Genomic DNA, 26,898 nt, shown 5'->3' with positions numbered 1-26,898 from the left:
GAGGTCGGGGGCGCCACCGCAGCGGCGGCGCCCCCGACCTCGGCTCAGCTCACGACGCGCGGCAGGCGCAGGCTCAGCAGGACGGTCAGGACCACCGCGGCGAGCTGCACCAGGAGCGTCACGGTCAGCGCGGTGCCCATCGAGCCGGAGGCCGCGAGCGAGAGGAACAGGGAGCCGAGCGTGGCCACGCCGAGAGCCAGGGCCGACTGCTGGGCGGTCACCAGGACCCCGCTGCCCACGCCCGCCCGTTCGGCCGGAACATCGGAGAGCACGACCCGGAACAGCACCGGCTGCTGCAGGCCCTGGCCGAGGCCCGCGACGGCCATGCCCGGCAGGAGGCTCCACGCGGACAGGTCCGGCCAGGACCGCCAGGCCGCCAGGGCGAGCAGGCCGATCCCGAGGGCCTGCAGGAGACCGCCCACGGTGACGATCCGGGTACCCCACCGGCGCACGAGGCGCGGTCCGGCGAGCGAGGCCCCGAAGAACGCCACCGCCATCGGGACCAGCGCCAGGCCCGAGATCACCGCGCCGAGGCCGAGGCCCTGCTGGAGCGCGACCGCGATCACGAACATGAAGCCGCCGAACCCGATCGAGAACGGCACGACCAGGGCGAGACCCCGGCGCAGCGAGACCAGGCCCAGCAGGCTCGGCGGCACCAGCGGCGTACGGCCCCGCCGGTCGGCCCGCAGCTCCACCCGCCAGAACGCCGCCGCGGCGAACGGGAAGATACCGAGAGAGATCCAGGTCCACAGCGGCCAGCCCGACGCCCTCCCCTCGGTGAGCGGGGCGAGGAGCGTGAGCAGGGCGAGGCCGAGGAGCAGGGTGCCCGGGACGTCCACCGGAGCCGGACCCTGGGAGCGGGTCTCCGGGACGGTACGGACGGCGAGGAGCAGCCCGGCCACCGCCACCGGCACGTTGACCAGGAAGATCGCGCGCCAGCCGCTGCCCGCGAGGTCGGCCGCGACGAGGATCCCGCCCAGGATCTGACCGGCCACCATCGCGAGGCCGCCGGTCGCCCCGTACAGGCTCAGCGCCTTCGCGCGCCGGGCGCCCGTCGTCGAGGAGTGAATGGTCGCGAGGACCTGCGGGAGCATCAGCGCCGCCGCGGCACCCTGTGCCACCCGCGCGCCGACCAGGGTCCAGGCGTCCGGTGCGAGCCCGCAGGCCAGCGAGGTCAGGCCGAAGGCCGCCATGCCCACGAGGAAGAGCCTGCGGCGGCCGAAAAGGTCCCCGAGCCGCCCGCCGAGGACGAGCAGCACGGCGTAGCTGAGCCCGTACCCGGCCACGACCAGCTCCAGCACGGCCGGGCCGGCCGCCAGGTCGTGGTCGATGGAGGGCAGGGCGACGTTGACGATGAAGAAGTCGATCAGCGGCAGCGCGGCACCGAGGAGCACGGTGAACAGGCCGAGGGGGCCGAGGGCGGGCGTCGCGTGGTCGACGGCGACGCCGGACCCGCGGGCGGGGGCGACGGTGGAGGCGGTAGTACTCACGCCATCGAAGATCCACCTCCGCTCAGCCTGGTACCAGAGTCTCTTTATCCTGGTACAGGAAGTACCTGGAAACGGGCTGAGCGCCCCGGCACCCTGGGAGCATGACGACCATGGCCATGGAGACGGGAACGACCGTCGACGTCCGGCGGCACGAGCTCGCCGCGTTCCTGCGCAGCCGCCGCGAGCGCATCACCCCCGAGCAGGTCGGTCTGGTGCGCGGCCGGCGGCGCCGCACCCCGGGGCTGCGCCGCGAGGAGGTCGCACACCTCTCCGCCGTCGGCGTCACCTGGTACACCTGGCTGGAGCAGGCGCGGGACATCCATGTCTCGCCACAGGTCCTCGACGCCCTCGCCCGGGCCCTGCTGCTCGACCCGACCGAGCGCACCCATCTCTTCGCCCTCGGCGGCGAGGCCGACCCGCACCCCGAGTCGCCCTGCCCGACCGTCACACCGGCGCTGCGCGCGATGCTCGACCGGCTGGAGCCGCTGCCCGCCTGCGTCCAGAACAGCCGGTACGACATCCTCGCCTACAACCGCACGTACGGCAGGCTGCTCTGCGACCTCGACGCTCTGCCGCGCGAGGACCGCAACTGCATCTGGCTCGCCTTCACCAACGACGAGTGGCGGGCCGCCGTCGCCGAGCTGCCGGACGTCACGCGCGCGATGGCGGGCAAGTTCCGGGCCTCGATGGCCGAGCACCTTGCCGAGCCCGCCTGGAAGGCCCTGCTGCACCGCCTGGAGGCGGCCTCGCCGGAGTTCCGGGAGATCTGGGCGCGCCACGAGGTGGTGGCCCAGGGCGGCCGCACCAAGATCATCCGCAATGCCCACGTCGGCCCGCTGCACCTGGAGCACACCAATCTCTGGCTCGGACCGACCTCCGGGCCGCGGCTGGTGACGTACGTCCCGGTGGACGAGGAGTCCCGGGCCGGCCTCGAACGCCTGGGTGACCTGTGCGGACGATCCGACGGGTCCGCGCGGGAAAGTACGGCCGTCCGACAAACCCGCGCGGTGCGCGACAATGGCTGAATGACCGCGTTCTCCCCCCTCGCCATCGGGCCGCACGTCGTGCAGCCCCCGGTGGTGCTCGCGCCGATGGCCGGCATCACCAACGCCCCGTTCCGCACCCTCTGCCGCGAGTACAGCGGAGGCAAGGGCCTGTTCGTGAGCGAGATGATCACGACGCGGGCGCTGGTCGAGCGCAACGAGAAGACCATGCAGCTCATCCGCTTCGACGAGAGCGAGAAGCCGCGGTCGATCCAGCTCTACGGCGTCGACCCCGTCACCGTCGGCAAGGCCGTGCGGATGATCGCGGACGAGGACCTGGCCGACCACATCGACCTGAACTTCGGCTGCCCGGTCCCCAAGGTCACCCGCAAGGGCGGCGGCTCGGCGCTGCCGTACAAGCGGCCGCTGCTGCGGGCGATCCTGAACGAGGCCGTGTCCAACGCGGGCGACCTGCCGGTCACGATGAAGATGCGCAAGGGCATCGACGACGACCACATCACCTTCCTGGACGCCGGTCGCATCGCGGTCGAGGAGGGTGTCACCGCGATCGCCCTGCACGGGCGGACGGCGGCGCAGCACTACGGCGGTACGGCGGACTGGGACGCCATCGCGCGCCTCAAGGAGCACGTGCCGGAGATCCCCGTGCTCGGCAACGGCGACATCTGGTCCGCGGACGACGCGCTGCGGATGATGCGCGAGACGGGCTGCGACGGCGTGGTCGTGGGGCGCGGCTGTCTGGGGCGGCCGTGGCTCTTCGGCGACCTGGTGGCGGCGTTCGAGGGCACGGGCGCCTACGCCCAGCCGGGGCTGCGCGAGGTCGCCGACGCGATGGTGCGGCACGCACGGCTGCTCGGCGAGTGGCTGGGGGACGAGTCCCGCGGTGTCATCGACTTCCGCAAGCACGTGGCCTGGTACCTGAAGGGCTTCTCGGTCGGCTCCGAGATGCGCAAGAGGCTCGCGGTCACCTCGTCCCTGGACGAGCTGAGCGCTCAGTTGAGCGAGCTGGACCTGGACCAGCCGTGGCCGGTGGGTGCCGACGGTCCGCGGGGCCGTACGTCGGGCAACAACCGGGTGGTGCTGCCGGACGGCTGGCTGAAGGACCCGTACGACTGTGCGGGCATCAGCGAGGAGGCCGAGCTGGACACGTCCGGAGGGTGAAGTTCCGGAGGTCGGGGGCCGTCCGGAGGGTGACCGAGGACGTCCGGATCGTGGGAAAAAAGACGCTCGTAGGGAGTGATTCGCGCCACCCTTGATAGAGGGCGTGCTCAGATGAGCGAATTACATGGCGTTGCACTTCTGGAGGGGTGGCACTGGGTGCCACCCCTTCTGCGTTCAAGAGTTGAACGCACCTGCTCGGTATGGCGCTCAGATGAGCGCTTAGGCTCTGCTTTGAGTCAAGTGGGCTTCGACGTTTGAAAGCGGAAGCTACCAGTCGGTTACTTTCGATGTGCTGGCGGACGGGTGGTTAAGACCACGCGACCGGTAGGCGTACCTCCCCAGGAGCCTTCGATCTGGGTATGTTCCTCGCCGTCAGGGCAGCCACCGAGTCCTCGAGGAGTCGAGACACGTGTCGGAAAACAAAGATCAGAAGTTCGTGTACGACTTCACCGAGGGCAACAGGGACCTGAAGGACCTGCTCGGTGGCAAGGGTGCGAACCTCGCCGAGATGACCAACCTCGGCCTCCCGGTTCCCCCCGGCTTCACGATCACCACCGAGGCGTGCAAGGTCTACCTCGACAGCGGCTCCGAGCCGGTCGAACTCCGTGACGAGGTCAGCGCGCACCTCGACACCCTTGAGCGGCAGATGGGGAAGAAGCTCGGCCAGGCCGACGACCCGCTGCTCGTCTCCGTCCGCTCGGGCGCCAAGTTCTCCATGCCCGGCATGATGGACACGGTCCTGAACATCGGTCTCTCCGACAAGTCCGTCGAGGGCCTCACCGCCCAGGCGGGCGACGAGCGCTTCGCCTGGGACTCGTACCGCCGCCTCATCCAGATGTTCGGCAAGACCGTCCTCGACGTCGACGGCGAGCTCTTCGAGGAGGCCCTCGACGAGGCCAAGGCCGCCAAGAAGGTCACCGTCGACACCGACCTCGACGCCGCCGACCTGAAGAAGCTGGTCAAGCAGTTCAAGAAGATCGTGAAGGCCGAGGCCGGCCGCGACTTCCCGCAGGACCCGCGCGAGCAGATGGACCTCGCCATCGAGGCCGTCTTCAACTCCTGGAACACCGACCGCGCCAAGCTCTACCGGCGCCAGGAGCGCATCCCGGGCGACCTCGGCACCGCGGTCAACGTCTGCTCCATGGTCTTCGGCAACCTCGGCCCCGACTCCGGCACCGGCGTCGCCTTCACCCGCGACCCCGCCTCCGGCCACCAGGGCGTCTACGGCGACTACCTGCAGAACGCGCAGGGCGAGGACGTCGTCGCCGGTATCCGCAACACCGTGCCGCTCGCCGAGCTGGAGTCGATCGACAAGAAGTCGTACGACCAGCTGATGCAGATCATGGAGACGCTGGAGACCCACTACAAGGATCTCTGCGACATCGAGTTCACCATCGAGCGCGGCCAGCTGTGGATGCTGCAGACCCGCGTCGGCAAGCGCACCGCGGGCGCAGCCTTCCGGATCGCCACCCAGCTCGTGGACCAGGGCCTGATCGACGAGGCCGAGGCGCTCCAGCGCGTCAACGGCGCGCAGCTCGCCCAGCTGATGTTCCCCAAGTTCGACGAGGCCGCCAAGGTCGAGCAGATCGGCCGCGGCATCGCCGCCTCCCCGGGCGCGGCCGTGGGCAAGGCCGTCTTCGACTCGTACACGGCCGTCAAGTGGTCGCGCTCCGGCGAGAAGGTCATCCTGATCCGTCGTGAGACCAACCCGGACGACCTGGACGGCATGATCGCCTCCGAGGGCATCCTCACCTCCCGCGGCGGCAAGACCTCGCACGCCGCCGTCGTGGCCCGCGGCATGGGCAAGACCTGTGTCTGCGGTGCCGAGGAGCTGGAGGTCGACACCAAGCGCCGCCGGATGACCACGGCCTCGGGCCAGGTCGTCGAGGAGGGTGACGTCGTCTCCATCGACGGCTCCACCGGCAAGGTCTACCTCGGTGAGGTACCCGTCGTACCGTCCCCGGTCGTCGAGTACTTCGAGGGCCGGATGCACGCCGGCGCCGACGACGCCGACGAGCTCGTCTCGGCCGTCCACCGGATCATGGCGTACGCGGACCGCGTCCGCCGGCTGCGGGTCCGCGCCAACGCCGACAACGCCGAGGACGCGCTCCGCGCCCGCCGCTTCGGCGCCCAGGGCATCGGCCTGTGCCGCACCGAGCACATGTTCCTCGGCGAGCGCCGCGAGATGGTCGAGAAGCTGATCCTCGCGGACACCGACGAGGAGCGCACGGAGGCCCTGGAGGCCCTGCTCCCGCAGCAGAAGCAGGACTTCGTCGAGCTCTTCGAGGCCATGGACGGTCTGCCCGTCACGGTCCGTCTGCTCGACCCGCCGCTGCACGAGTTCCTCCCCGACATCACCGAGCTGTCGGTGCGCGTCGCCCTCGCCGAGGCCCGCAAGGACCCGAACGAGAACGACCTGCGCCTGCTCCAGGCCGTGCACCGGCTGCACGAGCAGAACCCGATGCTGGGTCTGCGCGGTGTCCGGCTCGGCCTGGTCATCCCCGGCCTGTTCACCATGCAGGTCCGGGCGATCGCCGAGGCCGCGGCCCAGCGCATCGACGCCAAGGGCGACCCGCGCGCCGAGATCATGATCCCGCTCGTCGGCACCGTCCAGGAGCTGGAGATCGTCCGCGACGAGGCGGAGCAGGTCATCGCCGAGGTGCAGGCCAGGACCGGCGTCGAGCTGAAGCTCGCGCTCGGCACCATGATCGAGCTGCCGCGCGCGGCCGTGACCGCCGGCCAGATCGCCGAGGCCGCCGAGTTCTTCTCCTTCGGCACCAACGACCTCACCCAGACGGTCTGGGGCTTCTCCCGGGACGACGTGGAGGCCAGCTTCTTCACCGCGTACCTGGAGAAGGGCATCTTCGGGGTCTCGCCGTTCGAGACCATCGACAAGGACGGCGTCGGCGCGCTGGTCCGCAGCGCCGTCGAGTCCGGCCGTGCCACCCGCCCCGACATCAAGCTGGGCGTCTGCGGCGAGCACGGCGGCGACCCGGAGTCGGTGCACTTCTTCCACGAGGTCGGCCTCGACTACGTCTCCTGCTCGCCGTTCCGGATCCCGGTGGCGCGTCTGGAGGCCGGTCGCGCGGCCGCCGAGGCGAAGGGCTCGGACAGCCGCTGACCCCCCTCATGGGGCGCCCACTGACCGGGCGTTCAGTAGCAAAGACCACCGGAACCGCCGCTCGTCCCCGACCCTCAAACCGATGGGCGGCGGTTCCGGTCTGCAAGAGGGACGGGGCGGACACCTTGTGCGGAGGTGTCCGCCCCGTCGTATTTCGTCCGCTCCTGGCCGGCACCGCGATGTTCGGCAAATGTGAGTTCATGTTCAATCGAGGCCGGTTGAATTATTGGCCGTTGAACTTTCCGCTTTGAACTTTCCTCGATTGGTCCCGCAAAGAACGGTACGGGCGCGGCCCCCGGATCCCCACCCGGTGACCGCGCCCATTACCCATGTCGGGCAGGTGAGCCGCAACCCTCGCCGACCGCCGCCGGACGCGTGAAGCCCCCCACGGTCTTCGCCACGCCACCTCGGTCCTGAAGGTTTCCTGCCCGACCCGCACAGCTTTTCGGTTCGCCCCCGTTCGCCGCGAGGCTTTTCAAGTGTGGCTGAAACACCCTGGTAACGTCCTGTGATGACGTGCATACTCTTCGACGGGGGTGGTTGCGAGTGCACAGGTGGGGGTTCAATGCTGCGGATTCATTTCACCGCAAACGACTTGGCGGGCGTCCGGATGGCCGCCCGGCCCGACGTTCTGTGGGAAACGATTCTCAGTTTTCACCGTTTAAGAGACCGGCGCGGGCCGGTCGTCTACGGGGAATGGCGCTCGGACACCCGCACACGCCTCAACGGTGAGACCCGGCTCCTCGCCGCCCTCGTTCCCAGTCGCGGTTACTTTCCCGACTTCCTGACCCCGTCCCAGGGCGTGCACGGCCTCGACGAGGGCCTCCAGGCGATCCGCGAGACCCCCCAGGCCCGGCTCCGGCGCGAGCTGGCGCTGCTGGGCGTCGACCGGGCCGGCGGGCGGACCGTGCCCCACTCGCTGCGCGCCCTCGCCGAGGGCGGCGCGGAGCCGTTCAGCCGGCTCATCGGGGCGCTGGGCAGCTATCACCGGGCGGCGATCGCGCCGTACTGGCCCCATATCCGCGCCCGGGTCGAGGCCGACCGGGCGGTGCGCGGCCGGGCCCTGCTCGACGGAGGCGCGGAGGAGCTCCTCGCCTCGCTGCCGCCGATGTTCCGCTGGCGCGCGCCCGTCCTGGAGGCGGACTATCCCGTCGAGCGCGATCTGCACCTCGACGGCAGGGGCCTGTTGCTCCAGCCCTCGTACTTCTGCCGCGGCACGCCGGTCGTCCTGCGCGACCCCTCGCTGCCGCCGGTGCTGGTCTACCCGACGACCCACTGCGAGGCGCCGACCGTTCGGGAGCCGGGCGGGTCCTCCCTGGCCAAGCTGGTCGGCAACACCCGCTCCGCGGTCCTGCACGCCATCGGGGACGGCGGGACCACGAGCGAACTGGCCCGCAGGGCGGGGGTGTCGCTCGCCTCGGCCAGCCAGCACGCGGGCGTGCTCCGCGAGGCCGGCCTCGTGGCGACCCTGCGGCACGGCAACGCGGTCCTGCACACGCTGACGCCTCTGGGCGCCGCCCTGCTCGGCGGCGCCCAGAGTGTCGCGGGTCCCTCACGGGCCCCCGCCGAACGTGTCTATGCGCGGAACGGGCCCGTCACCTCGTAGGTGATGCCGCCCGAGGAGCTGCCGCTCGTGCCGCGCTGGCTGGAGAAGTAGAGCCGGCTGCCGTCGGGGGAGAAGGCGGGTCCGCAGATCTCGGAGCTGGACTGGCCGCCGATCCGCAGGAACGGGGCGACGACGTCGTCCGGCGTGATGATGCAGATCTCCATGTTGCCGCCGTCCTCGGCGATGAACAGGTCGCCGGAGGAGGAACCGGTCACGTTGTCCACGCCGGTCAGCGGGGCGCCGCCGCCGACCACGAGCGAGTCGTCGTAGGCCAGCTCGTAGGTGCTGTTGGCCAGGTTGAGCTGCCAGAGGCGGTTGTCGCCCTTGGTGGTGAACCAGACGGTGTCGTTGGCGTAGTGACAGCCCTCGCCGCCGTTGAACTTCTTCGAGCCGGACACCTGGCTGCGGGTGGCCGTCGGGGAGCCGTCCGGGTCGGGGACGTTCTGCCAGGTGAAGGAGCCGGAGGTGGCGGTTCCGGCCACCAGCACCTGGAGCGTGCCGGAGGAGAGGTTGCCCCACGTGGTGGGGATGAAGCGGTAGAAGCAGCCGCTGCTCTCGTCCTCGGTCAGGTAGATCACCTGACGCACGGGGTCGGCGGCGGCGGCCTCGTGCTTGAAGCGGCCCATCGCGTCACGGCGGACCGCCGCGTTCACCCCGTACGGGTCGGCCTCGTAGACGTAGCCGAGGCTGACCTCCTCGCAGGAGAGCCAGGTGTTCCACGGGGTCTTGCCGCCCGCGCAGTTCTGCCGGGTGTTGGAGAGGATGCGGTACGCGCCGGTGATGGCGCCGGTCGAGCCGAACCTGACCGCGCTCGCGCCGCCGCTCGGGTTGATCTCCGAGTTGGAGACGTAGATCCAGCCCGATCCGTTGGCGTAGCAGGCGCCGCCGTCGGGCGCGTTGTGCCAGGTGTACGAGGTGCCGGAGACCGTCTGCCCCGACCGGGCGATGACCCGGCTGCTGAATCCGCTCGGCAGCTGGATGCCGTTGGCGTCGGCCGCGCCGAGGGCCCCGTAGGGGCCGGCGCCGGGCTGGGCGGGCGCCGCGTAGGCGGCCCCGCGCATCAGGGTGCCGCCGAACGCGGCGGCCGAGGTGCCGATGACCGCTCCGCGCAGGAAACTGCGTCGCTCCACGTCTCACTCCAGAGTGGGTGGTGGTGACCGCCCCGCCGCACCGGTCGGCGGCGGGGTCGCGCGCTTCGGGAACCTAGGAGTACGGAGTTGGTTCGGAGTTGACGGTGCGGCAACAACCGGTGAAGGGGAAGCGTCGGTACGAATGTCGGCGGGTTTCGTCCCGGTCGGCGCCGTCGCGGCCCGCGCCGTCGCGGTCGCCACGGGCAGGGCCTCTCGGCCGACGGCGCTCGACACGTGCCGGTCGCACGAGCGGGAGCCTCGTCGGAGAGCCATACTGGCCGCCGGGCCCGTGGACGACGCCGGCGTGGGCCGGGAGGGCGCCCCGGAGCCTTCGGCGGCCCCGGAGGGCCCTCCGGAAGAACCTCGAAAAAAAGATCGCCGGAAAGCGATGAGTTCCGCGCGCCCCCCATGTCTTACCTCTCGAAAGCGACGCCACGAAGCGCCGGCACGGCGAACGGCGCGGACGAACCACAGGAGAGAGTGACCCACCATGACGCAGATGATCTTCGTGAACCTGCCCGTGAAGGACCTGGAGGCCACGAAGGGCTTCTGGACGAAGCTCGGCTACTCCTTCAACCCGCAGTTCAGCGACGAGAACACCGGGTGTCTGGTCATCAGCGACACCATCTTCGCGATGCTGCTGACCGAGCCGAAGTTCAAGGAGTTCACCGCGCCCGGCAAGGAGGTCTCCGACGCGACGAAGACGACCGAGGTGCTGATCACGCTGAGCGCCGAGAGCCGCGAGGCCGTCGACGCGCTGGCGGACGGGGCCCTCGCGGCCGGCGGGTCGGCGGCGAAGGAGCCGCTGGACCACGGCTTCATGTACGGGCGCTCCTTCGCGGACCCGGACGGCCACCACTGGGAGGTCTTCTGGATGGACCCGGCGGCCGTCCAGGGCTGATGCCCCGCGGGTGTCAGGCCGAGACGCCGCCGTCGATCACCAGGTCGGTGCCGACCACCGACCCGGCGTCCTCCGAGGCGAGGTACAGCACCGCCGCCGCCACCTCGGAGGCCGCCGTCACGCGCCCGAGCGGGGACTGCTCCTTCATCCGCACCTCCCGATCGGCCTCGGTCTCGCCGGGCAGCAGCGACATGGACGACTCCGAGGCACCCGGGCTGACCGCGTTGATCCGGACGCCTTCGGCGATGTGGTCGCGGGCGGCGGCACGGGTGAGCGCGGAGACCGCCGCCTTGGAGACCTGGTAGCCGAAGACGCCCGGGATGCGGACGTGCGGGCCGAGGTTGGACGAGATGTTGACGATCGCGCCGCCGCCGTGGGCCCGCATGTGGGCCACCTCGGCCTGGAGCGAGTGCAGGACACCGGTCACGTTGGTGTCGAGCAGCGCCTGCCAGTCCTCCAGCGGGAAGTCGGCGGCCGAGGCGCCGCCACGGAAGATACCGGCGTTGTTCACCGCGACGTCGAGGGAGCCGAAGAGCGCGACCGTGCGGCTGACGAGGTGACCGAGGTCCTCGGCCCTGGCCACGTCGGCGGTGACGGCGGCCGCGGTGCCGCCGGCGGCCTCGATCAGGGACACCGTCTCGTCGAGGGGCGCGGCGCGCCGGCCGGAGACGACCACCTTCGCGCCCTCGGCGGCGAAGGCGAGCGCGATGGCCCGGCCGAGGCCGCTGCCGGCGCCGGTGACGAGGACGGTCTTGTTCGTGAAGCGTGCGGACATGTCTGTGCCACTCCTTGTCAGAGAATTCTTGACCGTACGTTCCAATATCGAGGCCCAAGAAAAGGGCGCCCGACGGCGCCCTTTCCGGAGGGTCTCAGTCCAGCAGGGAGAGAGCCTGCTCGGCGGCGTCGCGGACCCTGGCCGGGTCGCTCGACGCCTTGCCGACCAGGCGGATGCCCTGCATCAGGACGAGCAGCATCCGGGCCAGTGCCCGCGGATCGCGATCCGCGGGCAGCTCGCCCTGGGCGCGGGCCCGGACCAGCGAGGCGTGGAGCAGGGTCTCGATCTGCTCCCAGCTCAGCTCCACCCGCCGCGCCACGGCCCCGTCGTGGGGCCCCAGTTCGGCGGCCGAGTTGGTGATGAAGCAGCCGGTCAGGCGGACTTCGTCGGTCGCCGCCTCGTCGGCGAAGCGGCGGACCAGGGCCCGGACGGGCGGCAGTGCGGGGCCCGGCGCGGAGAGCTCCTCCGTCATCGCCGGGTCGTTCGCCCGGAGGTAGCGCTCCATCGCCTTCATGTAGAGCTCGTGCTTGTTGCCGAAGGTGGCGTAGATGCTGGCGCGGCCGATCCCGAGGTGCTCGACGAGGTCCGACATCGTCGTCGCCTCGTAGCCACGCCGCCAGAACAGCTCCAGCGCTGCCTGCAGCGCGGCCTCCGGATCGAATTCCTTGGTCCTGGCCACGCCCACACCGTAGATCTATCTGGAACGAGCGGTCAAGTAATTCTGATGGATCGTGCCCTCGGAGTCAGACCGAGTGGAGCGCGCCCTCGTGGAGCCGGACCGGATAGACCTCCACCGTGACCTCCTCGTCGTCCAGGCAGCGGCCCGTCTCCAGGTCGAAGCGCTGCTTCAGGAGCGGCGAGGCCACGAACGGCCGCCCCTCCGCCGAACCGAGCAGCCCGCGCGACAGCACCTGCGCCCCGGTGAACGGATCGCGGTTGTCGATCGCGTACGCACGTCCCGCCCGGTCCTTGAACAGCGCCACCTGCCGGCCGTCCGGGAGCAGCGCGGCCACGCCCCGGCCCGGCGTCAGCCGGGACTCCTCGCAGACCGGCATCCAGGCGTCGGGGGAGGGGGAGAGTTCGAGCTTCATGGCGTCAGACCCTTTCCAGGCGGGTTCCGATGGTGAGGACGGTCAGGTCCGGCTTGATCTGGTCGCGCTCGGGCACGAACTTCACCGACGGGTCGGGCGCGTCCGGCGCGTTGACGAACGACACGAAGCGGCGCAGCCGGTCGGGGTCGTCCAGGGTCTGCGCCCACTCGTCCTGGTAGTCCGCGACATGGGCCGCCATCAGCGCCTCCAGCTCGTCGCAGAGCCCCAGCGAGTCGCGCACGACCACGTCCTTGACGTGCTCCAGGCCGCCCTCCAGACGCTCCAGCCACGTCGAGGTGCGCTCCAGGCGGTCGGCGGTGCGGATGTAGAACATCAGGAACCGGTCGATCAGCCGCACCAGTTCGGTGTCGGACAGGTCCTGGGCGAGCAGGTCCGCGTGGCGCGGGGTCGCGCCGCCGTTGCCGCCCACGTACAGGTTCCAGCCGCTCGCCGTCGCGATGACGCCGAAGTCCTTCGACTGCGCCTCGGCGCACTCGCGGGCGCAGCCGGACACCGCCGACTTGAGCTTGTGCGGGGAGCGCAGGCCCCGGTAGCGCAGCTCCAGCTGGATCGCCATCCTCACCGAGTCCTGCACCCCGTAGCGGCACCAGGTCTGTCCCACACAGGACTTCACGGTGCGCAGCGACTTCCCGTACGCGTGCCCCGACTCGAAGCCCGCGTCCACGAGGCGGGTCCAGATCGCCGGCAGCTGCTCGACGCGGGCGCCGAACATGTCGATCCGCTGGCCTCCGGTGATCTTGGTGTAGAGCCCGAAGTCCCGGGCCACCTCGCCTATCACGATCAGCTTGTCCGGGGTGATCTCACCGCCGGGGATGCGCGGCACGACCGAGTACGAGCCGTTGCGCTGGAGGTTCGCCAGGAAGTGGTCGTTGGTGTCCTGGAGGGACGCCTGCTCGCCGTCCAGGATGTAGCCGCCCACCCCGATCGTCGGCGCGAGGCTCGCGAGGATCGAGCCGACGGTCGGCTTGCAGATCTCGCAGCCCTCCCCGCCGCGCGCCTCGGGGCGCCCGTGCGAGTCGAGCAGCGCCGCGAAGGAGGTCAGCCGCAGCGTGCGGGTGATCTCGTACAGCTCGCTCCGCGTGTACGAGAAGCAGGCGCACAGCCCCTTGTCCTTCGGCTCCGGCAGCAGCTGCCCGATGAGCTTCACACAACTGCCGCACCCCGTACCGGCCTTGGTGCACTTCTTCACCTCGGGCAGCGTCTCGCACTGGGTGATGGCGTGCTTGGTGACGTTGTGGCACGAGCAGATGACGGCGTCGTCCGGCAGCGCGGACGGGCCGAGCGCGACCGGCGCCCCGGAGCCCGCCGGCAGCACCAGCTGCTCGGGGGAGACCGGCGGGACGGAGCCGGTGAGCGGCCGCAGCATCCCGTACGAGTCGGCGTCGCCGACCAGGACACCGCCGAGCAGCCGGCCCTCGCCGTCGACGACCAGCTTCTTGTAGACCCCCGAGCGGGAGTCGGAGTACACGACGTCGAGGCAGCCCTCGGCCGTGCCGTGCGCGTCACCGAAGGAGGCCACGTCGACCCCCAGCAGCTTCAGCTTGGTCGACATGTCGGCACCGGTGAAGCCGTCCACGGCCTCGTCGGCGATCGTCGCCGCGGCGATCAGCGCCATCTCGTAACCGGGCGCCACCAGGCCGTACACCCGGCCGTCGGAGGCCAGCGCGCATTCGCCGATCGCGTACACGGCCGGGTCGGACGTCCTGCACCGTTCGTCCACCGCGACGCCGCCGCGCTCGCCGACCGTCAGTCCGCAGTCGCGGGCCAGCTGGTCGCGGGGGCGTACGCCCGCCGAGAACACCACCATGTCCGTGGCCAGTTCGGAGCCGTCCGACAGCCGCATCCCCGTGACCGCGCCGTTCTCGGTCACGACCTCCTGGGTGCCGGTGCCCGTGTGGACGCTCAGCCCCATCTGCTCGATCGTGCGCAGCAGCGCCGCGCCACCGCCCTCGTCGACCTGTACCGGCATCAGCCGGGGCGCGAACTCCACGATGTGCGTGTCGAGTCCGAGACCCTTGAGCGCGCCCGCGGCCTCCAGACCGAGCAGTCCGCCGCCGACGACCGCACCGGTCGTCGCCGTCTTCGCGTACTCCTCGATGGCCAGCAGGTCCTCGATCGTCCGATAGACGAAGCAGCCGCGCGCGTCCTTGCCGGGGACGGGCGGCACGAAGGGGTACGAGCCGGTGGCGAGGACGAGCGTGTCGTACGGGACGACCCGACCGGAGCGCGCGGTGACCGTACGGGCCTCGCGGTCCACCGACTCGGCCGGGTCGCCGACGTACAGCTCGATGCCGTGCTTCGCCATGAAGCCGTCCTCGACCATCGAGAGATCGTCGGCGCTGCGGCCGTTGAAGTACGAGGTCAGCTGGACCCGGTCGTAGGCGGGGCGCGGCTCCTCGCAGAGCACCACGACGCGGGCGCGCTCGGTGACGCCACGGTCCGCCAGCGCCTCCAGGAAACGCTGGCCGACCATGCCGTGGCCGACCAGGACGACAGTGGGGGTGTGCGCGGGCGTGGTCGACATCTCAGGAGCCTCCGTCATGGGTGAGCAGGTGAAGCAGGGGAGCGGGCGGAAGGGCCTCGTCGCCCTCCCAGGCCCGGGCGAGCGCCCCGACCGCGGCGAGATCGCCGAGGAGCACGCCGCCGACGAGGCGGTCGCCGCGGACGACGACCTTGCGGTAGGCGCGCCGGGTGGCGTCGGTCAGCTGCACGACGTCGTCGCCGGGCAGCGGCGTGGCCTCGCCGAAGGCGGCCAGGTCGAGCGCCTCGGGCCCGCCCAGGGTCAGGCGGGTCAGGGCGCGGGTTCCGGTGTAGGCGGGCCGCGGCCTCGCCTCCGGCACCGTCGTGGCGGCCCGGTCGCCGGACGTCTCGGACAGCAGGAGCTCCGCCAGGGCGTCCGCCTGTTCCAGGGCCGGGCCGGCCAGTCCGTAGACCCGGCCGTCGTGCTCGGCGCAGTCGCCGATGGCGTGGACGTACGGATCGGAGGTCCGCAGCTCGTCGTCGACGACGATGCCCCGGCGGACGTCCAGACCGGCGTCACGGGCGAGCCCGACACGCGGCCTGACCCCGCAGGCGAGGACCACGACCCCGGCGTCGAGCACGAAGCCGTCCGCCAGCTCCACGGCCGTGACCGCGCCCTCCTCCTGGCGCAGGCCGCTGACCCGGCACTCGGTGTGCACCTCGACGCCGAGGGACTCCACGTGCTCCCGGAGCAGCTCCGAGGCCCGCGCGTCGAGCTGGCGTTCCATGAGCCGCTCGCCCTGCTGGGTGAGCACGACCTCGGCGCCGAGGGCCGCCAGCGCGCGGGCCGCGGAGACCCCGAGCAGCCCGCCGCCGATGACGACCGCGCGGACCCCGGGCCGCACGAGCCCCCGCAGCTCCAGGCAGTCGTCGAGCGTGCGGAACGGGTGGACGCCCGACGGCAGCCGCGAGCCGCGCAGTCCGCGCAGCGGCGGCAGCACGGGATTGGAGCCGGTCGCCAGGACCAGCCGGTCGTAGCCGACCGTCGTCCCGTCCTCGCACGCGACGGTCCTGGCGGCCCGGTCGATCCGCACCGCCCGCACCCCGCGCCGCACCGGCTCCAGGGGAGCGGGCAGCGCGATCACCTCGGGCGCGTACCGCCCGGCGAGGACGTCCGCGAGCAGCACCCTGTTGTACGGTGCGTGCGGCTCTTCGCCGAGGAGGGTGACCGGCAGGCGCTGGGCGAGCCGGACGCCCGCCGTGCCGCCTCCGACCACCACGATCCGTGTACTCATGTCTCGAAGCGTGCGGGGCGGGTGTTACCCGTCGGCATCCCGTTTGTTTCTCCCGCGGAACGCTGATCTCAGACCCGTGGGGTTCGCACTGTGAGGCGGACGGGTGTGAGGCTTAACCGGTGGTCAGAGTCGCCTCAAGGGGACCTTAAGGATCGCGGGGGAGCGGCTGACCTGGGCTTCTCGTATACGGGCGGACCCTAGTGTGCCGGTGTGACGACCGAGGTCAGTGAACCCCTCCTGGACGCGCGCCCGGCGGCGCGTCCGCTTCCGCAGGCCCCCGCGGCCGCGCCCCCGCTCCGTCTCGCCCCCGAGCGGCTGCGCGACGCCGTCGTCGGCGGGGCCGGGGCCGTCGCCCTGCTCTGGGGCGTCCAGGTCGAACCGTCCGCGCGCCTGGACGCCCTCTTCGCCACCGGCGCGCATCTGACCGGGCTGCTCGCCGGCTACGGCGTCCTCGTGATGCTCTTCCTGATGGCCCGTGTCCCCGCCGTCGAGCACGGTGTCGGAGCCGACCGGCTCGCCCGCTGGCACGCCCTGGGCGGCCGGTACGTCCTCGGTCTCGTCGCCGCCCACGCGCTCCTCGCCCTCTGCGGCTACGCCGTGCACACCGGTACCGACCTCGTCACCGCCACCCTCGGGCTGCTCTCCTACCCGGCGCTGGCCGCCGCCACCGCCGGCACCGCCCTCCTCGTCGCCGTCGGCGTCACCTCCGCCCGGGCGGCCCGACGGCGGCTGAGGCACGAGACCTGGCGGGCGATCCATCTCGGCAGCCATCTCGCCGCCGCCCTCGGCTTCGTGCACCAGCTCGCGGGACCCGACCTCGCGGAGAGCCTGCCGCTGGTCTGGGCCTGGTCGATGGCGCACGCGACCGTCGCCGTGCTCCTCGTCTGGTACCGGATCGTCGTCCCCGTCCGGCAGGCGCTGCGCCACACGCTCCGGGTGAGCGAGGTGCGCGCCGAGGGGCCGAACGTCGTCTCGGTGACCATCCGCGGCACCGGTCTGGAGCGGCTGTGCGCCGAACCGGGCCAGTTCTTCCGCTGGCGCTTCCTGACCCGCAGGCTGTGGCGGACCGCGCTGCCCTTCTCCCTCTCCGCCCCCGTCCACGACGACACCCTGCGCATCACGGTCAAGGCTATCGGCGACCACACCCGCCGGATCCGGCGCCTGCGCCCCGGCACCCGGGTCCTGGCCACCGGCCCGTTCGGCGCGCTCACCGCGCACCGCCGTACGCGCCGCAAGGTGCTCCTGCTCGCCGGGGGCGTGGGGATCACCCCGATGCGGGCACTCTTCGAGACGCTGCCCGGGGGCCCCGGCGACGTGACGCTGCTGTACCGGGCGTCCGACGCGGACGGGCTGGTGCTGCGCGGGGAACTGGAGCGGATCGCCCACCGGCGACAGGCCGCCCTCCACTACCTGCTCGGCCCCTCCGACGCCTCCTTCGACCCGCTCGCGCCCCAGGCGCTGCGCAATCTCGTGCCCGACCTGGCCGCCCACGACGTCTATCTGTGCGGGCCGCCCGGGATGGCCCGCGCCGCCACCGACGCACTCGTCAGGGCCGGGGTCCCCGCCCGCCGCATCCACTCCGAGGACTTCAGCCATGACTAAGCACCGTGCGCCGCGCTCCCACGTCGCCGTCCACGCGACCGACCGGGCCCGCCGACGGCTCGCCGCCGGGCTCCTCACGGCCGGCGCCCTCGCCGCGACCTTCCTGACGGCCGCCGTCGACCCGGCCGCTCCGCCCGCGCCCGACCGCGCGCCGACCGGCGCAACCTCAGACGTAGCTCAACTCTCCAGGGATTGATGGACGGCACACCGATCTCCTCCCTAGGCTCGCGATCATGCCTGACATATCCCTCACCACCGTCGTCCTGCTCTGCGTCGCCGCACTCGTGGCCGGCTGGATCGACGCGGTGGTCGGCGGGGGAGGGCTCCTGCTGCTGCCGGCTCTGCTGCTCGGGCTCCCGCAGGCCGGCGCCGCGCAGATCCTCGGCACCAACAAGGCCGTCGCGATCGTGGGCACGACCGGCGCCGCCGTCACCTACGTGCGCAAGGCGCCGGTGCAGGTGAGGACGGCGGTACGGATCGGGCTCGCGGCCCTCGCCGGGTCCATGGCCGGGGCGTTCTTCGCGGCCGGGATCAGCAGCGAGGTGCTGCGCCCCGTCATCATGGTGGTGCTGGTCGGCGTGGCCGCCTTCGTGATGCTGCGGCCGTCCTTCGGGACCCAGGGAGGGGACAGGGCGCCCGTGACGCGGGCCCGGGTCGTCACCGCGATCGTGCTCGTCGGCGGTGGCATCGGCCTCTACGACGGGCTGTTCGGGCCCGGAACCGGGACGTTCCTGGTCCTCGCGCTCACCGCCGTGCTCCATCTCGACCTGGTGACCGCCTCCGCCACCGCCAAGATCGTCAACGTCTGCACCAACGCGGGGGCTCTCGCGATGTTCGCCTACCAGGGCAGCGTCCTGTGGCAGCTGGCCGCCGTCATGGCGGTCTTCAATCTGGCCGGCGGGATGATCGGGGCGCGGATGGCCCTGAGCAAGGGCGCGGAGTTCGTCCGCGGGGTGCTGCTCTTCGTGGTGTTCTCGCTGGTCGCGAAGCTCGCCTTCGACCAGTGGAGCTGACGGCGGCCGCTCAGCGCACCCCGATGAGGTGACCGAAGGCCACCACGTTCCCCTGGTAGCCGGACTTCTCGGTGAACCCGCCTCCGCAGGTGATCACCCGTAGCTCGGCCCGGTCCTTCTCCCCGTAGACGCGCTCGTCCGGGAAGTCCTCGTTCTCGTACACCTCGATGGCGTCGATCGTGAAGACGGCGGTACGCCCGTCCTCCCGGTCCACCTCGATCCTGTTGCCCTTCTTGAGCGCGCCGAGCGCGTAGAAGACCGCCGGACCCCGCGCGTTGTCGACATGACCGGCGACGATCGAGGTGCCCTTGGCGCCGGGCGTGGTGCCGTCCTCGTACCAGCCGGCCAGATTGCGGTCGTCGGCCGGCGGCACGTCGAGCGCGCCGTCCGGGCCCAGCCCGAGCCCGGTCATGGGCGCGTCGACGTCGATCTCGGGGATGCGCAGCCGGACGGGGGCGGAGGGCGGCAGCGGGTCGGCGGCGGCGTCCGTGTGCGCGTTCGGCCCGGCGGCGAACGCCTCCGCGGCCGACGGCAGCGGCGGGGTGACGTTCTCCGAGCCGTTCTGCACGAGCCAGATGCCGACGCATGCGGCGATGGCTATGCCCCAGCCCTTGGTCCTGCTGCTCACGGTCTGCCCTCTCGGGGTGGTGCGGGAGGAGATGTGGCCCTGCCCCCGCCGGGCCTCGTAGGGGGCGCGCGGTGGGGGCAGGGCACGGGCGGTACACCCAGGGAGCCCGGACAGAGGCCCGGGAGCAATCCCTAGTCGTCCTGCGCGCCGCTCGCCCGGCGGCGCAGGAGCCAGGTACCGCCGACGGCAGCCGCGGCCAGCACCGCCGCGCCCGCCGTGATCTGGGCGGTGTCGGGGCCGATGCTGCCCCCGACACCGGTCTGGACATGGCCGCTCGGGCTCTTGTGCTTCACGACGAGTTCGCCCCGGGCGGTCTTGCCGTTGTCGCACGCGACGCTGATGCCGTACGTACCGGCCTTGGCGTGGTGCGGAACGGTGAACTGGCCGACCACGACCTCCTTGTGCGTGCTCGGGTTCAGCTGGAACTCGCCCGCGCCGAGCGAGTTCGCGTCCCCGACGCCGTGCCCGTGCGAACCGCAGGCGAGGGTGTTCACGGTGACGGTCGTGCCGGGGGTGGCGGAGGACGGATAGACCTCCAGGGCCTCGTGGTCCCCTGCGTACGCCGCCGGTGAGGCGAGGGCGCCGATCGCGGCGACCGTCATCGCGGTACCGGTGAGCAGACGGGCAGTGGTGCGCATGGGGTCCTCCGGGGCGCGAGCGGACGTGCCGGGGAGGTCTCCCGGGAGGGACTTCCCGGGACCTACCTCCTAGGACCGAGATAAGGGCCGCCGCGCGCGCCCCGCCTGCTGATGGAGGATCAGAATTACGCCGTCCGGTGCGGTGTGTCGCCTGGCCGGCGAGTGTTTACGCAGGTCAGGCCCGGCTGTGAGGCGCCGTCCGGGACCCCGTGCCGAACGGGTGACGCCGGTGGGGCCGCACTCCCGGAGGCTCTCCCCGCCGGCGGCCCCCATCGCCGCCGCCGTCAGACGATCAGGCCCTCGATCGCCGTGCGGGCCCACTCCTGTGCCGCCACGGTCGTGCCGGCGGCGACCCCGCTCGCGACGGGGACGAGCGCGCCTCTGAGCGTGGCGAGCGCGCGGCGCACCCTGCCCGCCTCGGGTTCCGGCCGGGTGATGACGTCCAGGACCTCTCCGGCCGCGGCCTCGGCGTCCTCGCGGTCCTGCTCGGCGAGGCCGGCTCCGGGCAGCTGCCGGAGCAGCTCGGCGACCCGCTCGGCCAGCGCCTCGTACCCCGCCGCGACCTCACCGTTGATCTGCTGGTTCTGGGTCACGGTCTCGTTGTTCCAGGCGAACTGGTTGTGGGATGCGGGACCGTTGAACACCGGCCCGTCGTAGGTGTGCACCTCGTGAGGTTCGCTCATGCGCGGGAACCGTCCCCTTCGGTCTGCTGCTGGACGACGTTGTCGTTGTTCCACGAGAACTGGCTGTTGGTGACCGTGCCGTAGAAGACGGGCCCGATCTGGTTGATGACCGTCGGCGTCGGCTCGACCGTGTGCACCTTCTCGTCGACGACCGGCAGCGACGTGCGCAGCGAGTCGAGGTCGACGCGGCCGTTGTGCTGCACGGCCGTTCCCTCCGTCCCTGTCACGGAGCAGCCGACCAGGCGGCCGGCGGAGTCGTCGGCGAACAGGGCGCCGGCCTTCGCGCAGTCCGCGAACACGCTGTCCGCGACGTCCAGGTAGGCGGTGCCGGCCGCGGTCAGCCCCGTTCCCTCCGACCCGTTCACGGTGAGGTTCCTCGCGAAGAGGCCGGCGTTGCCGTACACGACGACACCTCCGACGCGGATCGCCGCGACGTCGCAGTCGTGCACGAGCAGCCGGGCCTCCTCGCCGGCGCCGAAGCCCACCACCCCGCGCTCCGCCGTGACGCCCTTGAGCGTGACCCTGGACTGGCCGAGGGCGGTGACCGCGGTGACGTCGAAGTCGCGGAACACCACGTCGGTGAGGTCGGCGGTGGTGCCGCCGTCGCCCTGGGTGGTGTCCAGTCCCTGCGAGCAGCGGTCCACCCGGACGCCCTCGAACACCCCCTGGGAACCGTCCCAGACGCGGAGCGCCGAGCCGGCCAGGTCCTCGATCCCGACCCGGGTGAAGCGGCCTCGCCCGGCGTCCGTCAGGGCGATCCCGACGTTTCCTCCGGAGACGCGGCAGTCGCGCACCTCCGGAGCGCCGCCCGTGGTGGAGAAGACCGCGACGTTGCCCGCGCGGACGACGTGACAGTCCTCGAAGGTGCCCCGGGCCTTCGTCTGCACGTTGATGCCGGAGTCGTGGCAGTCGGTGAACACGCAGCCGCGGACCACCGGGTTCGCGCCGCTCGCCACCGCGATGCCGTGCCGCGCGTCGGTGACGCGTGTGCGGTCCACGGAGCCCCGGGACTGTTCGCTGAACATGATCCCCTCGCCCTGGACGGCGCTGATCGCGCAGTCGGCCACGGCGAGTTCGGCCCGCGCGTCCGCCGCGAGGGCGGAGTGCCCGGTGCCGGTCAGCTCACAGCCGGTGACCTCGGCCTGCGCGTCGCAGACGCGCACCCCGTGGATCAGGCTGCCCTCGATCCGGCTGCCGCGGACGGCGACCCGGGCGCCCTCGATCACGGCGATCGCGTTGTCGGCGGCGTCGGTGAACCGGCACCGCTCGATCAGCCCGGTGGACGCGGTGAAGACGGTGCGGCCGTGCCGGACGACGCTGTCGCGCAGGGTGACGTGGGTGTTCGGCCGGGCGTGCACGCCGGCGCCGCCGGGCGTGCGCACCTCCGCGCGGTCCAGGGTGAGGGTGCCGGCCAGGCAGGTGACGGTGTCGGCCTCGGTGTCGCGCCCGGTCAGGACGAGACCTTCGACGCACACCGACCCGCTGGTCTCCAGGACGGTCCCGCGCGGCCGGTTCACCACGACGGACCCCGGTCCGTCGGCCGCGACCAGCCGGACCTCCCCGACGGCGACGAGGTGCTCCTCGTAGGTCCCGGGCGCGATCTCGATCAGCGCCGCCCGGTTCCGGCCGGCGGCGGCCCGCAGGGCGGAGGCGATGTCGGGGTGGGCGCGACGACCGCCCCGCGGCGAGACGACGTACCTCGCGACCATCTTCGGACCCCCATGTCACCCACCTGCACCACCGATGCTACCTGGGTGGTGTCCCGAACGCCCCCTGGTGGACGGTGTGTTGCCCGCGCGGGACGGCGTCGGGTCCGCTACAGCTCGTCCCACGGAACCGAGGCGCCGGCCGCGTGCACGCGCCGCATCAGGTCCTCGTCCACCTCGAACTCCACGTCGTCGATCCCGGCGACCGGTGAGATCCCCCGGGAGTTCGTCACGAAGGCCGCGCGGAAGCCCGCGAGGTCGTCCCTGGTCACCCGGCGCCGTACGGATTCCAGCCGGGCCTCCAGCAGGGTCATCGTGATGCCGTGCAGGCAGGGGGCCGAAGGCCAGACCAGTGACGCGCCGTCCCAGAAGGCGATGTTGGTGACCGCGCCCTCGGAGACCTCGCCGTCCGGCGACGTCAGCAGTGCCTCGTCGAAGCCCTCGCGCCGCACCGCCTCCCCGTAGTACGTCTGGCCGAAGCCGCCCACGTGCTTGATGTGGGGCGCGGGCCGCCCGTACACGACGGACTTCAGCCGCTGCGGGGTCGGGACGTGGGTGTACGGCTCCCTCAGCGTCACCACGGTCCGGGTGCCTCCGGCGAGGCCCGGAAAGACGTACACCCGGGCCGCCGCGTCCCGTCGGCCCGCCGATTCCAGGGCGCCGCGCAGCAGTGCCCGTACGCGTTCCCCGTCCACGCCCTCGTCGAACAGCTCCCGGCCGGCCCGGTCGAGGCGCGCCAGATGCAGGTCCAGGCCCTGTATCCGGCCGTCCCGCACCTGGGCGGCGGTGAAGTGGCCGAAGCCGGTCAGGAGAGCGGCGAGAACCTCCGGGTCGGTGGCGGGGGAGCCGTCGATCTCGATGTGCGGGACAGGCGTCGTCATGCCCTCACCGTATGCGGAAGCGCGCGCGGAGAAATCGGGGCTTGACCTCAACCAAACTTGAGGTATCAAGATCCTGGACATGGACATCACGAACTCCGCGAACTCCGCCGTCTCCACGGACTCCACCGACTCCGCCGACGCCGCGCCGCTCAGGCTCGCCGTCATCGTGGCCAGCAACCGCGAGGGCCGTTTCGGCCCCGTCGTGGCCGACTGGTTCCTCGGCCGGACCACCGGGCGCGACGACTTCACCGTCGACGTCGTCGACCTCGCCGAGGCCGACCTGCCGACCTCCCTCTCGTACAGCCCCGACCCCGCCGTCCGCGCCGAACTCGACAAGGTCTCCCCGGTCCTCGCCGCCGCCGACGCCTTCGTCGTCCTCACCCCCGAGTACAACCACTCCTTCCCCGCGGCCCTCAAGTCCCTCATCGACTGGCACTACACCGAGTGGCAGGCCAAGCCCGTCGGCTTCGTCTCGTACGGAGGGATGTCCGGAGGGCTGCGCGCCGTCGAGCAACTGCGCCAGGTCTTCGCCGAGATGCACGCCGTGACCGTCCGGGACACCGTCTCCTTCCACAACGCCCACGGCCACTTCGACGAGGACGGGCGCCACAAGGACCCCACCGGACCGGACGCCGCCGCCAAGTCGATGCTCGACCAGATCGCCTGGTGGGCACAGGCGCTCCGCACCGCCAAGTCCACCCGTCCGTACGCGGCTTGAGGGAGCACGGAAACCATGCTGTTCCGACTCGTCGGCGGGCGGCTGCGACCCTACCGGCGCACCCTGGCCCTGGTCGTCCTCCTCCAGCTCGTCCAGTCCCTCGCCTCCCTCACCCTGCCCACCCTCAACGCCGACGTCATCGACGACGGAGTCCTGCGCGGTGACACCGCCCATGTGCTGGCCGGCGGCGGCCTGATGGCCGCCGTCACGCTCCTCCAGGCGGTGGCGGCCGCCACCGCCGTCTACTTCGGCGCCAGGATCGCCATGGGGATCGCGCGCGATCTGCGCGCCGCGGCCTTCCGTCGCGTCCAGGACTTCTCCGCCCGCGAGATGAGCCGCTTCGGCACCGCCTCCCTCATCACCCGCACCACCAACGACGTCCAGCAGGTCCAGACGTTCACCGTCCTCGTCCTGACGATGCTGGTGGCCGCGCCCCTGATGTGCGTCGGCGGCATCGTCATGGCCCTCGACCAGGACGTCCCCCTCGCCCTCCTGCTGCTGCTGTTCGTGCCGCTCATGGCCGGGGGCGTCGGCACGGTCGTGCTGCGGATGCGGCCGCTGTTCCGCGGGATGCAGGAGCGCGTCGACCGGGTCAACCGCGTGATGCGCGAACAGATCACCGGCATCCGGGTCGTGCGGGCCTTCGTCCGCGACCGGCACGAGCAGCGGAGGTTCGGCGCCGCCAACGACGAACTGCGCGAGGTCGGACTGCGGGTCGGACGGCTGCAGTCCGTGATGTTCCCGATCGTGCTGATCGTCTGGGAGCTCGCGACCGTCGCCATCGTCTGGGCCGGGGCCCACCGGATCGAGTCCGGTGCCCTGCAGGCCGGTTCGCTGATCGCGTTCCTCGGCTATCTGCTCCAGATCATGATGTCGGTGATGATGGTCCTCTTCCTGATGATGCACATGCCCCGCGCCGAGGTCAGCGCCGAACGCATCCAGGAGATCCTCGCCACCGAGCCGTCCGTCGCCCCGCCCGCGGCCCCCGTCCGGGAGCTGCGCGAGGAGGGACGGCTGGAGATCCGCTCCGCCGACTTCAGCTACCCCGGCGCCGAGGAGCCCGTCCTCCGCTCGGTGAGCCTCACCGCCCGCCCCGGCCGCACCACCGCCGTCATCGGCTCCACCGGCAGCGGCAAGACCACCCTCCTCGGGCTCGTCCCGCGCCTCTTCGACGCGACCGACGGCGACGTCAGGATCGGCGGCGTCGACGTCCGCGACATGGACCGCGCCCTGCTCGCCCGTACCGTCGGACTCGTCCCGCAGAAGCCCTATCTCTTCTCCGGCACGGTCGCGAGCAACCTGCGGTACGGGAAGCCCGACGCCACCGACGAGGAACTGTGGCACGCCCTCGAAACGGCCCAGGCCGCCGACTTCGTACGGAACCTCCCCGAGGGCCTCGACGCACCGGTCGCCCAGGGCGGCACCAACCTCTCCGGCGGCCAGCGTCAGCGTCTCGCCATCGCCCGGGTCCTCGTCGCCCGCCCCCGGGTCTATCTCTTCGACGACTCCTTCTCCGCCCTCGACAACCGGACCGACGCGCTGCTCCGTGAAGCCCTCGCCAGGGAGACCGCCGACGCGACCGTCGTCATCGTCGCCCAGCGCGTCTCCACCATCCGCGGCGCCGACCGGATCCTCGTCCTCGACCAGGGCCGGGCCGTCGGCAGCGGCACCCACGAGGAACTCATGCGGGACAACGCCACCTACCGGGAGATCGTCCTCTCCCAGATCACCGAGGAGGAAGCAGCGTGAGCGCCCCCCAGCGCCGGGGACCCGCCGTCCAGCAGCGCGGTCCCGGCATCGCCACCCCCTCCCTCGAACGGTCGCTGGACTTCCGGAGCTCCGGCCTGCGACTGCTGCGCACCATGGCCCCCGAACGCCCGCGGCTGCTGGCCGTGTTCGCGACCGCGGCGGTCGGCGTCACCCTCGCCGTCCTCAGCCCGATGATCCTCGGCCACGCCACCGACCTCGTCGTCTCCGGCGCCGCGAGCCCGGCCGGCGTCGACTTCCGGGCGGTCGCGAACGTCCTCGCGCTCTCCGTCGCCCTGGTCACCCTCTCCGCCGGACTCAACTGGGTCCAGCAGCGGCTCGCCACGACCGTCGTCCAGCGCGCCGGCCACCGGCTGCGCGAGCAGGCGCAGCACAAGCTCGCCCGGCTGCCGCTCTCGTACGTCGACCGGCAGCCGCGCGGCGAGGTCCTCAGCCGCACCACCAACGACATCGACAACATCACCCAGACCCTCCAGCAGGCGTTCAGTCAGATGGTCCGGGCGCTGCTCACCCTCGTGGGCGTGCTGGTGATGATGTTCTGGATCTCCCCGCTGCTCGCCCTGGTCGCGCTGGCGACCGTCCCCGTCTCGCTGTTCACGGCCGCCCGGATCGGCAAGCGGGCCCAGCCGCAGTTCGTGAAGCAGTGGGCCGTCACCGGGCGTCTCAACAGCCATGTGGAGGAGATGTTCACCGGCCACGCGGAGGTCGTCGCCTTCGGGCGGCGCGACGACGCGGTGGCCCGCTTCGACGAGCTGGGAGAGGAGCTGTACGCGGCGAGCTTCCGCGCCCAGTTCATGTCCGGCTTCATCCAGCCGGCCCTCACCTTCCTCGGCAACGTCAACTACGTCCTGATCGCCGTGGTCGGCGGGCTGAGGGTGGCGAGCGGCACGCTGTCCGTCGGCGACGTGCAGGCGTTCATCCAGTACTCCTACGAGTTCAACGGCCCGATCACCCAGGTCGCGGCCATGGCCAATCTGCTCCAGTCCGGAGTCGCCTCCGCCGAGCGGGTCTTCGACCTCCTCGACGCCGAGGAGGAGTCCCCGGCGCCCGCGGGAGCGCGACGCCCCGAGACCGTGACCGGCCGGGTCTCCTTCGAGAAGGCCGCGTTCCGCTATGAGCCGGAGAAGCCGCTCATCGAGGACCTGTCGCTGACGGTGGAGCCCGGCCAGACGGTCGCCATCGTCGGACCGACCGGCGCCGGCAAGACCAC

23 protein-coding genes are annotated in these 26,898 nt (G+C 71.8%); 11 read left to right on the top strand and 12 right to left on the bottom strand.

From position 1 onward, the window contains the following. Positions 1–44: 44 nt before the first annotated feature. Positions 45–1,490: an MFS transporter gene (locus AB0D99_RS24445; RefSeq protein WP_362366012.1), complete on the bottom strand. Its 1,446-nt coding sequence runs from the start codon at positions 1,488–1,490 to the stop codon at positions 45–47. Positions 1,491–1,591: 101 nt separating this feature from the next. Here AB0D99_RS24445 and AB0D99_RS24440 point away from each other — a divergent pair, with 101 nt between their 5' ends. The 4 genes from AB0D99_RS24440 to AB0D99_RS24425 all read left to right on the top strand — a co-directional run bounded on the left by AB0D99_RS24440 (position 1,592) and on the right by AB0D99_RS24425 (position 8,379). Continuing rightward, the gene (locus AB0D99_RS24440) at positions 1,592–2,515 is read left to right on the top strand and encodes a helix-turn-helix domain-containing protein (RefSeq protein WP_362366010.1); all 924 of its coding nucleotides are present in this window, start codon (positions 1,592–1,594) and stop codon (positions 2,513–2,515) included. Next, entirely contained in the window at positions 2,516–3,652 is a 1,137-nt protein-coding gene (gene dusB / locus AB0D99_RS24435; RefSeq protein ID WP_362366007.1) for a tRNA dihydrouridine synthase DusB, read from the top strand. A gap of 409 nt (positions 3,653–4,061) precedes the next feature. Further along, positions 4,062–6,773 (top strand): pyruvate, phosphate dikinase, encoded by a 2,712-nt coding sequence (gene ppdK, locus AB0D99_RS24430; protein ID WP_362366004.1) that lies wholly within the window; start codon positions 4,062–4,064, stop codon positions 6,771–6,773. Between the two features lie 565 nt (positions 6,774–7,338). Continuing rightward, entirely contained in the window at positions 7,339–8,379 is a 1,041-nt protein-coding gene (locus AB0D99_RS24425; RefSeq protein WP_362366001.1) for a winged helix-turn-helix domain-containing protein, read from the top strand. Here AB0D99_RS24425 and AB0D99_RS24420 read toward each other — a convergent pair. Then, positions 8,349–9,509 (bottom strand): alkaline phosphatase PhoX, encoded by a 1,161-nt coding sequence (locus AB0D99_RS24420; protein WP_362365998.1) that lies wholly within the window; start codon positions 9,507–9,509, stop codon positions 8,349–8,351. The two genes, AB0D99_RS24425 and AB0D99_RS24420, sit on opposite strands and share 31 nt — an antisense overlap. Positions 9,510–9,999: 490 nt before the next feature. On the opposite strand from AB0D99_RS24420, the gene AB0D99_RS24415 reads away from it, so the two are divergent. Beyond that, positions 10,000–10,410 carry a VOC family protein gene (locus AB0D99_RS24415; protein WP_362365995.1) on the top strand — a complete coding sequence of 137 codons (411 nt, stop codon included), beginning with the start codon at positions 10,000–10,002 and terminating at the stop codon, positions 10,408–10,410. Between the two features lie 13 nt (positions 10,411–10,423). On the opposite strand, the gene AB0D99_RS24410 is transcribed toward AB0D99_RS24415, so the two are convergent. The 5 genes from AB0D99_RS24410 to AB0D99_RS24390 form a co-directional block, all read right to left on the bottom strand. Continuing rightward, positions 10,424–11,185: an SDR family oxidoreductase gene (locus tag AB0D99_RS24410; protein ID WP_362365992.1), complete on the bottom strand. Its 762-nt coding sequence runs from the start codon at positions 11,183–11,185 to the stop codon at positions 10,424–10,426. Between the two features lie 94 nt (positions 11,186–11,279). Beyond that, entirely contained in the window at positions 11,280–11,864 is a 585-nt protein-coding gene (locus AB0D99_RS24405; RefSeq protein WP_362365989.1) for a TetR family transcriptional regulator, read from the bottom strand. A gap of 64 nt (positions 11,865–11,928) precedes the next feature. Then, the gene (gene nirD / locus AB0D99_RS24400) at positions 11,929–12,276 is read right to left on the bottom strand and encodes a nitrite reductase small subunit NirD (RefSeq protein WP_362365986.1); all 348 of its coding nucleotides are present in this window, start codon (positions 12,274–12,276) and stop codon (positions 11,929–11,931) included. A 4-nt stretch (positions 12,277–12,280) separates the two neighbouring features. Beyond that, positions 12,281–14,821 (bottom strand): nitrite reductase large subunit NirB, encoded by a 2,541-nt coding sequence (gene nirB / locus AB0D99_RS24395; protein ID WP_362365983.1) that lies wholly within the window; start codon positions 14,819–14,821, stop codon positions 12,281–12,283. Position 14,822: 1 nt separating this feature from the next. Continuing rightward, positions 14,823–16,052, bottom strand: coding sequence for an FAD-dependent oxidoreductase (locus tag AB0D99_RS24390; protein ID WP_362365980.1), 1,230 nt, complete (start codon positions 16,050–16,052; stop codon positions 14,823–14,825). 210 nt (positions 16,053–16,262) lie between these two features. Between AB0D99_RS24390 and AB0D99_RS24385 the strand changes: the two genes are divergently transcribed. Genes AB0D99_RS24385 through AB0D99_RS24375 form a run of 3 tightly spaced genes read left to right on the top strand, consistent with a single transcriptional unit; the run spans position 16,263 to position 18,667 of the window. Further along, positions 16,263–17,654 (top strand): ferric reductase-like transmembrane domain-containing protein, encoded by a 1,392-nt coding sequence (locus AB0D99_RS24385; RefSeq protein ID WP_362365977.1) that lies wholly within the window; start codon positions 16,263–16,265, stop codon positions 17,652–17,654. Then, positions 17,647–17,850, top strand: a complete 204-nt coding sequence (locus tag AB0D99_RS24380) for a hypothetical protein (protein ID WP_362365974.1) — start codon at positions 17,647–17,649, stop codon at positions 17,848–17,850. Before AB0D99_RS24385 ends, AB0D99_RS24380 begins: the two co-directional genes overlap by 8 nt. Positions 17,851–17,887: 37 nt before the next feature. Further along, positions 17,888–18,667: a TSUP family transporter gene (locus tag AB0D99_RS24375; RefSeq protein ID WP_362365971.1), complete on the top strand. Its 780-nt coding sequence runs from the start codon at positions 17,888–17,890 to the stop codon at positions 18,665–18,667. A gap of 10 nt (positions 18,668–18,677) precedes the next feature. Here AB0D99_RS24375 and AB0D99_RS24370 read toward each other — a convergent pair whose 3' ends face one another. The 5 genes from AB0D99_RS24370 to AB0D99_RS24350 form a co-directional block, all read right to left on the bottom strand. After that, positions 18,678–19,295, bottom strand: a complete 618-nt coding sequence (locus AB0D99_RS24370) for a class F sortase (RefSeq protein ID WP_362365968.1) — start codon at positions 19,293–19,295, stop codon at positions 18,678–18,680. A gap of 131 nt (positions 19,296–19,426) precedes the next feature. Then, on the bottom strand, positions 19,427–19,933 hold the full coding sequence (locus tag AB0D99_RS24365; RefSeq protein WP_362365965.1) for a hypothetical protein: 507 nt from the start codon (positions 19,931–19,933) through the stop codon (positions 19,427–19,429). A 284-nt stretch (positions 19,934–20,217) separates the two neighbouring features. Beyond that, positions 20,218–20,616: a hypothetical protein gene (locus AB0D99_RS24360; protein WP_362365962.1), complete on the bottom strand. Its 399-nt coding sequence runs from the start codon at positions 20,614–20,616 to the stop codon at positions 20,218–20,220. Next, positions 20,613–22,325: a right-handed parallel beta-helix repeat-containing protein gene (locus AB0D99_RS24355; protein WP_362365960.1), complete on the bottom strand. Its 1,713-nt coding sequence runs from the start codon at positions 22,323–22,325 to the stop codon at positions 20,613–20,615. Before AB0D99_RS24355 ends, AB0D99_RS24360 begins: the two co-directional genes overlap by 4 nt. 107 nt (positions 22,326–22,432) lie before the next feature. Further along, positions 22,433–23,203, bottom strand: coding sequence for an aminotransferase class IV (locus tag AB0D99_RS24350; protein WP_362365957.1), 771 nt, complete (start codon positions 23,201–23,203; stop codon positions 22,433–22,435). A gap of 79 nt (positions 23,204–23,282) precedes the next feature. Between AB0D99_RS24350 and AB0D99_RS24345 the strand changes: the two genes are divergently transcribed. The 3 genes from AB0D99_RS24345 to AB0D99_RS24335 all read left to right on the top strand — a co-directional run. Next, entirely contained in the window at positions 23,283–23,921 is a 639-nt protein-coding gene (locus tag AB0D99_RS24345; RefSeq protein ID WP_362365954.1) for an NAD(P)H-dependent oxidoreductase, read from the top strand. Positions 23,922–23,936: 15 nt separating this feature from the next. Continuing rightward, positions 23,937–25,670, top strand: a complete 1,734-nt coding sequence (locus AB0D99_RS24340) for an ABC transporter ATP-binding protein (protein ID WP_362365951.1) — start codon at positions 23,937–23,939, stop codon at positions 25,668–25,670. Continuing rightward, positions 25,667–26,898, top strand: a 1,232-nt coding sequence (locus AB0D99_RS24335) for an ABC transporter transmembrane domain-containing protein (protein ID WP_362365948.1), incomplete at its 3' end; no start/stop codon positions are given. The genes AB0D99_RS24340 and AB0D99_RS24335, both read left to right, overlap by 4 nt.

Origin of the sequence: Streptomyces sp. NPDC047971 (assembly GCF_040653355.1) — a bacterium.
Classification (GTDB): Bacteria; Actinomycetota; Actinomycetes; order Streptomycetales; family Streptomycetaceae; genus Streptomyces.
Note: the sequence above shows the minus strand (reverse complement) of the source record. Positions and strands in the feature narration are given on the sequence as shown.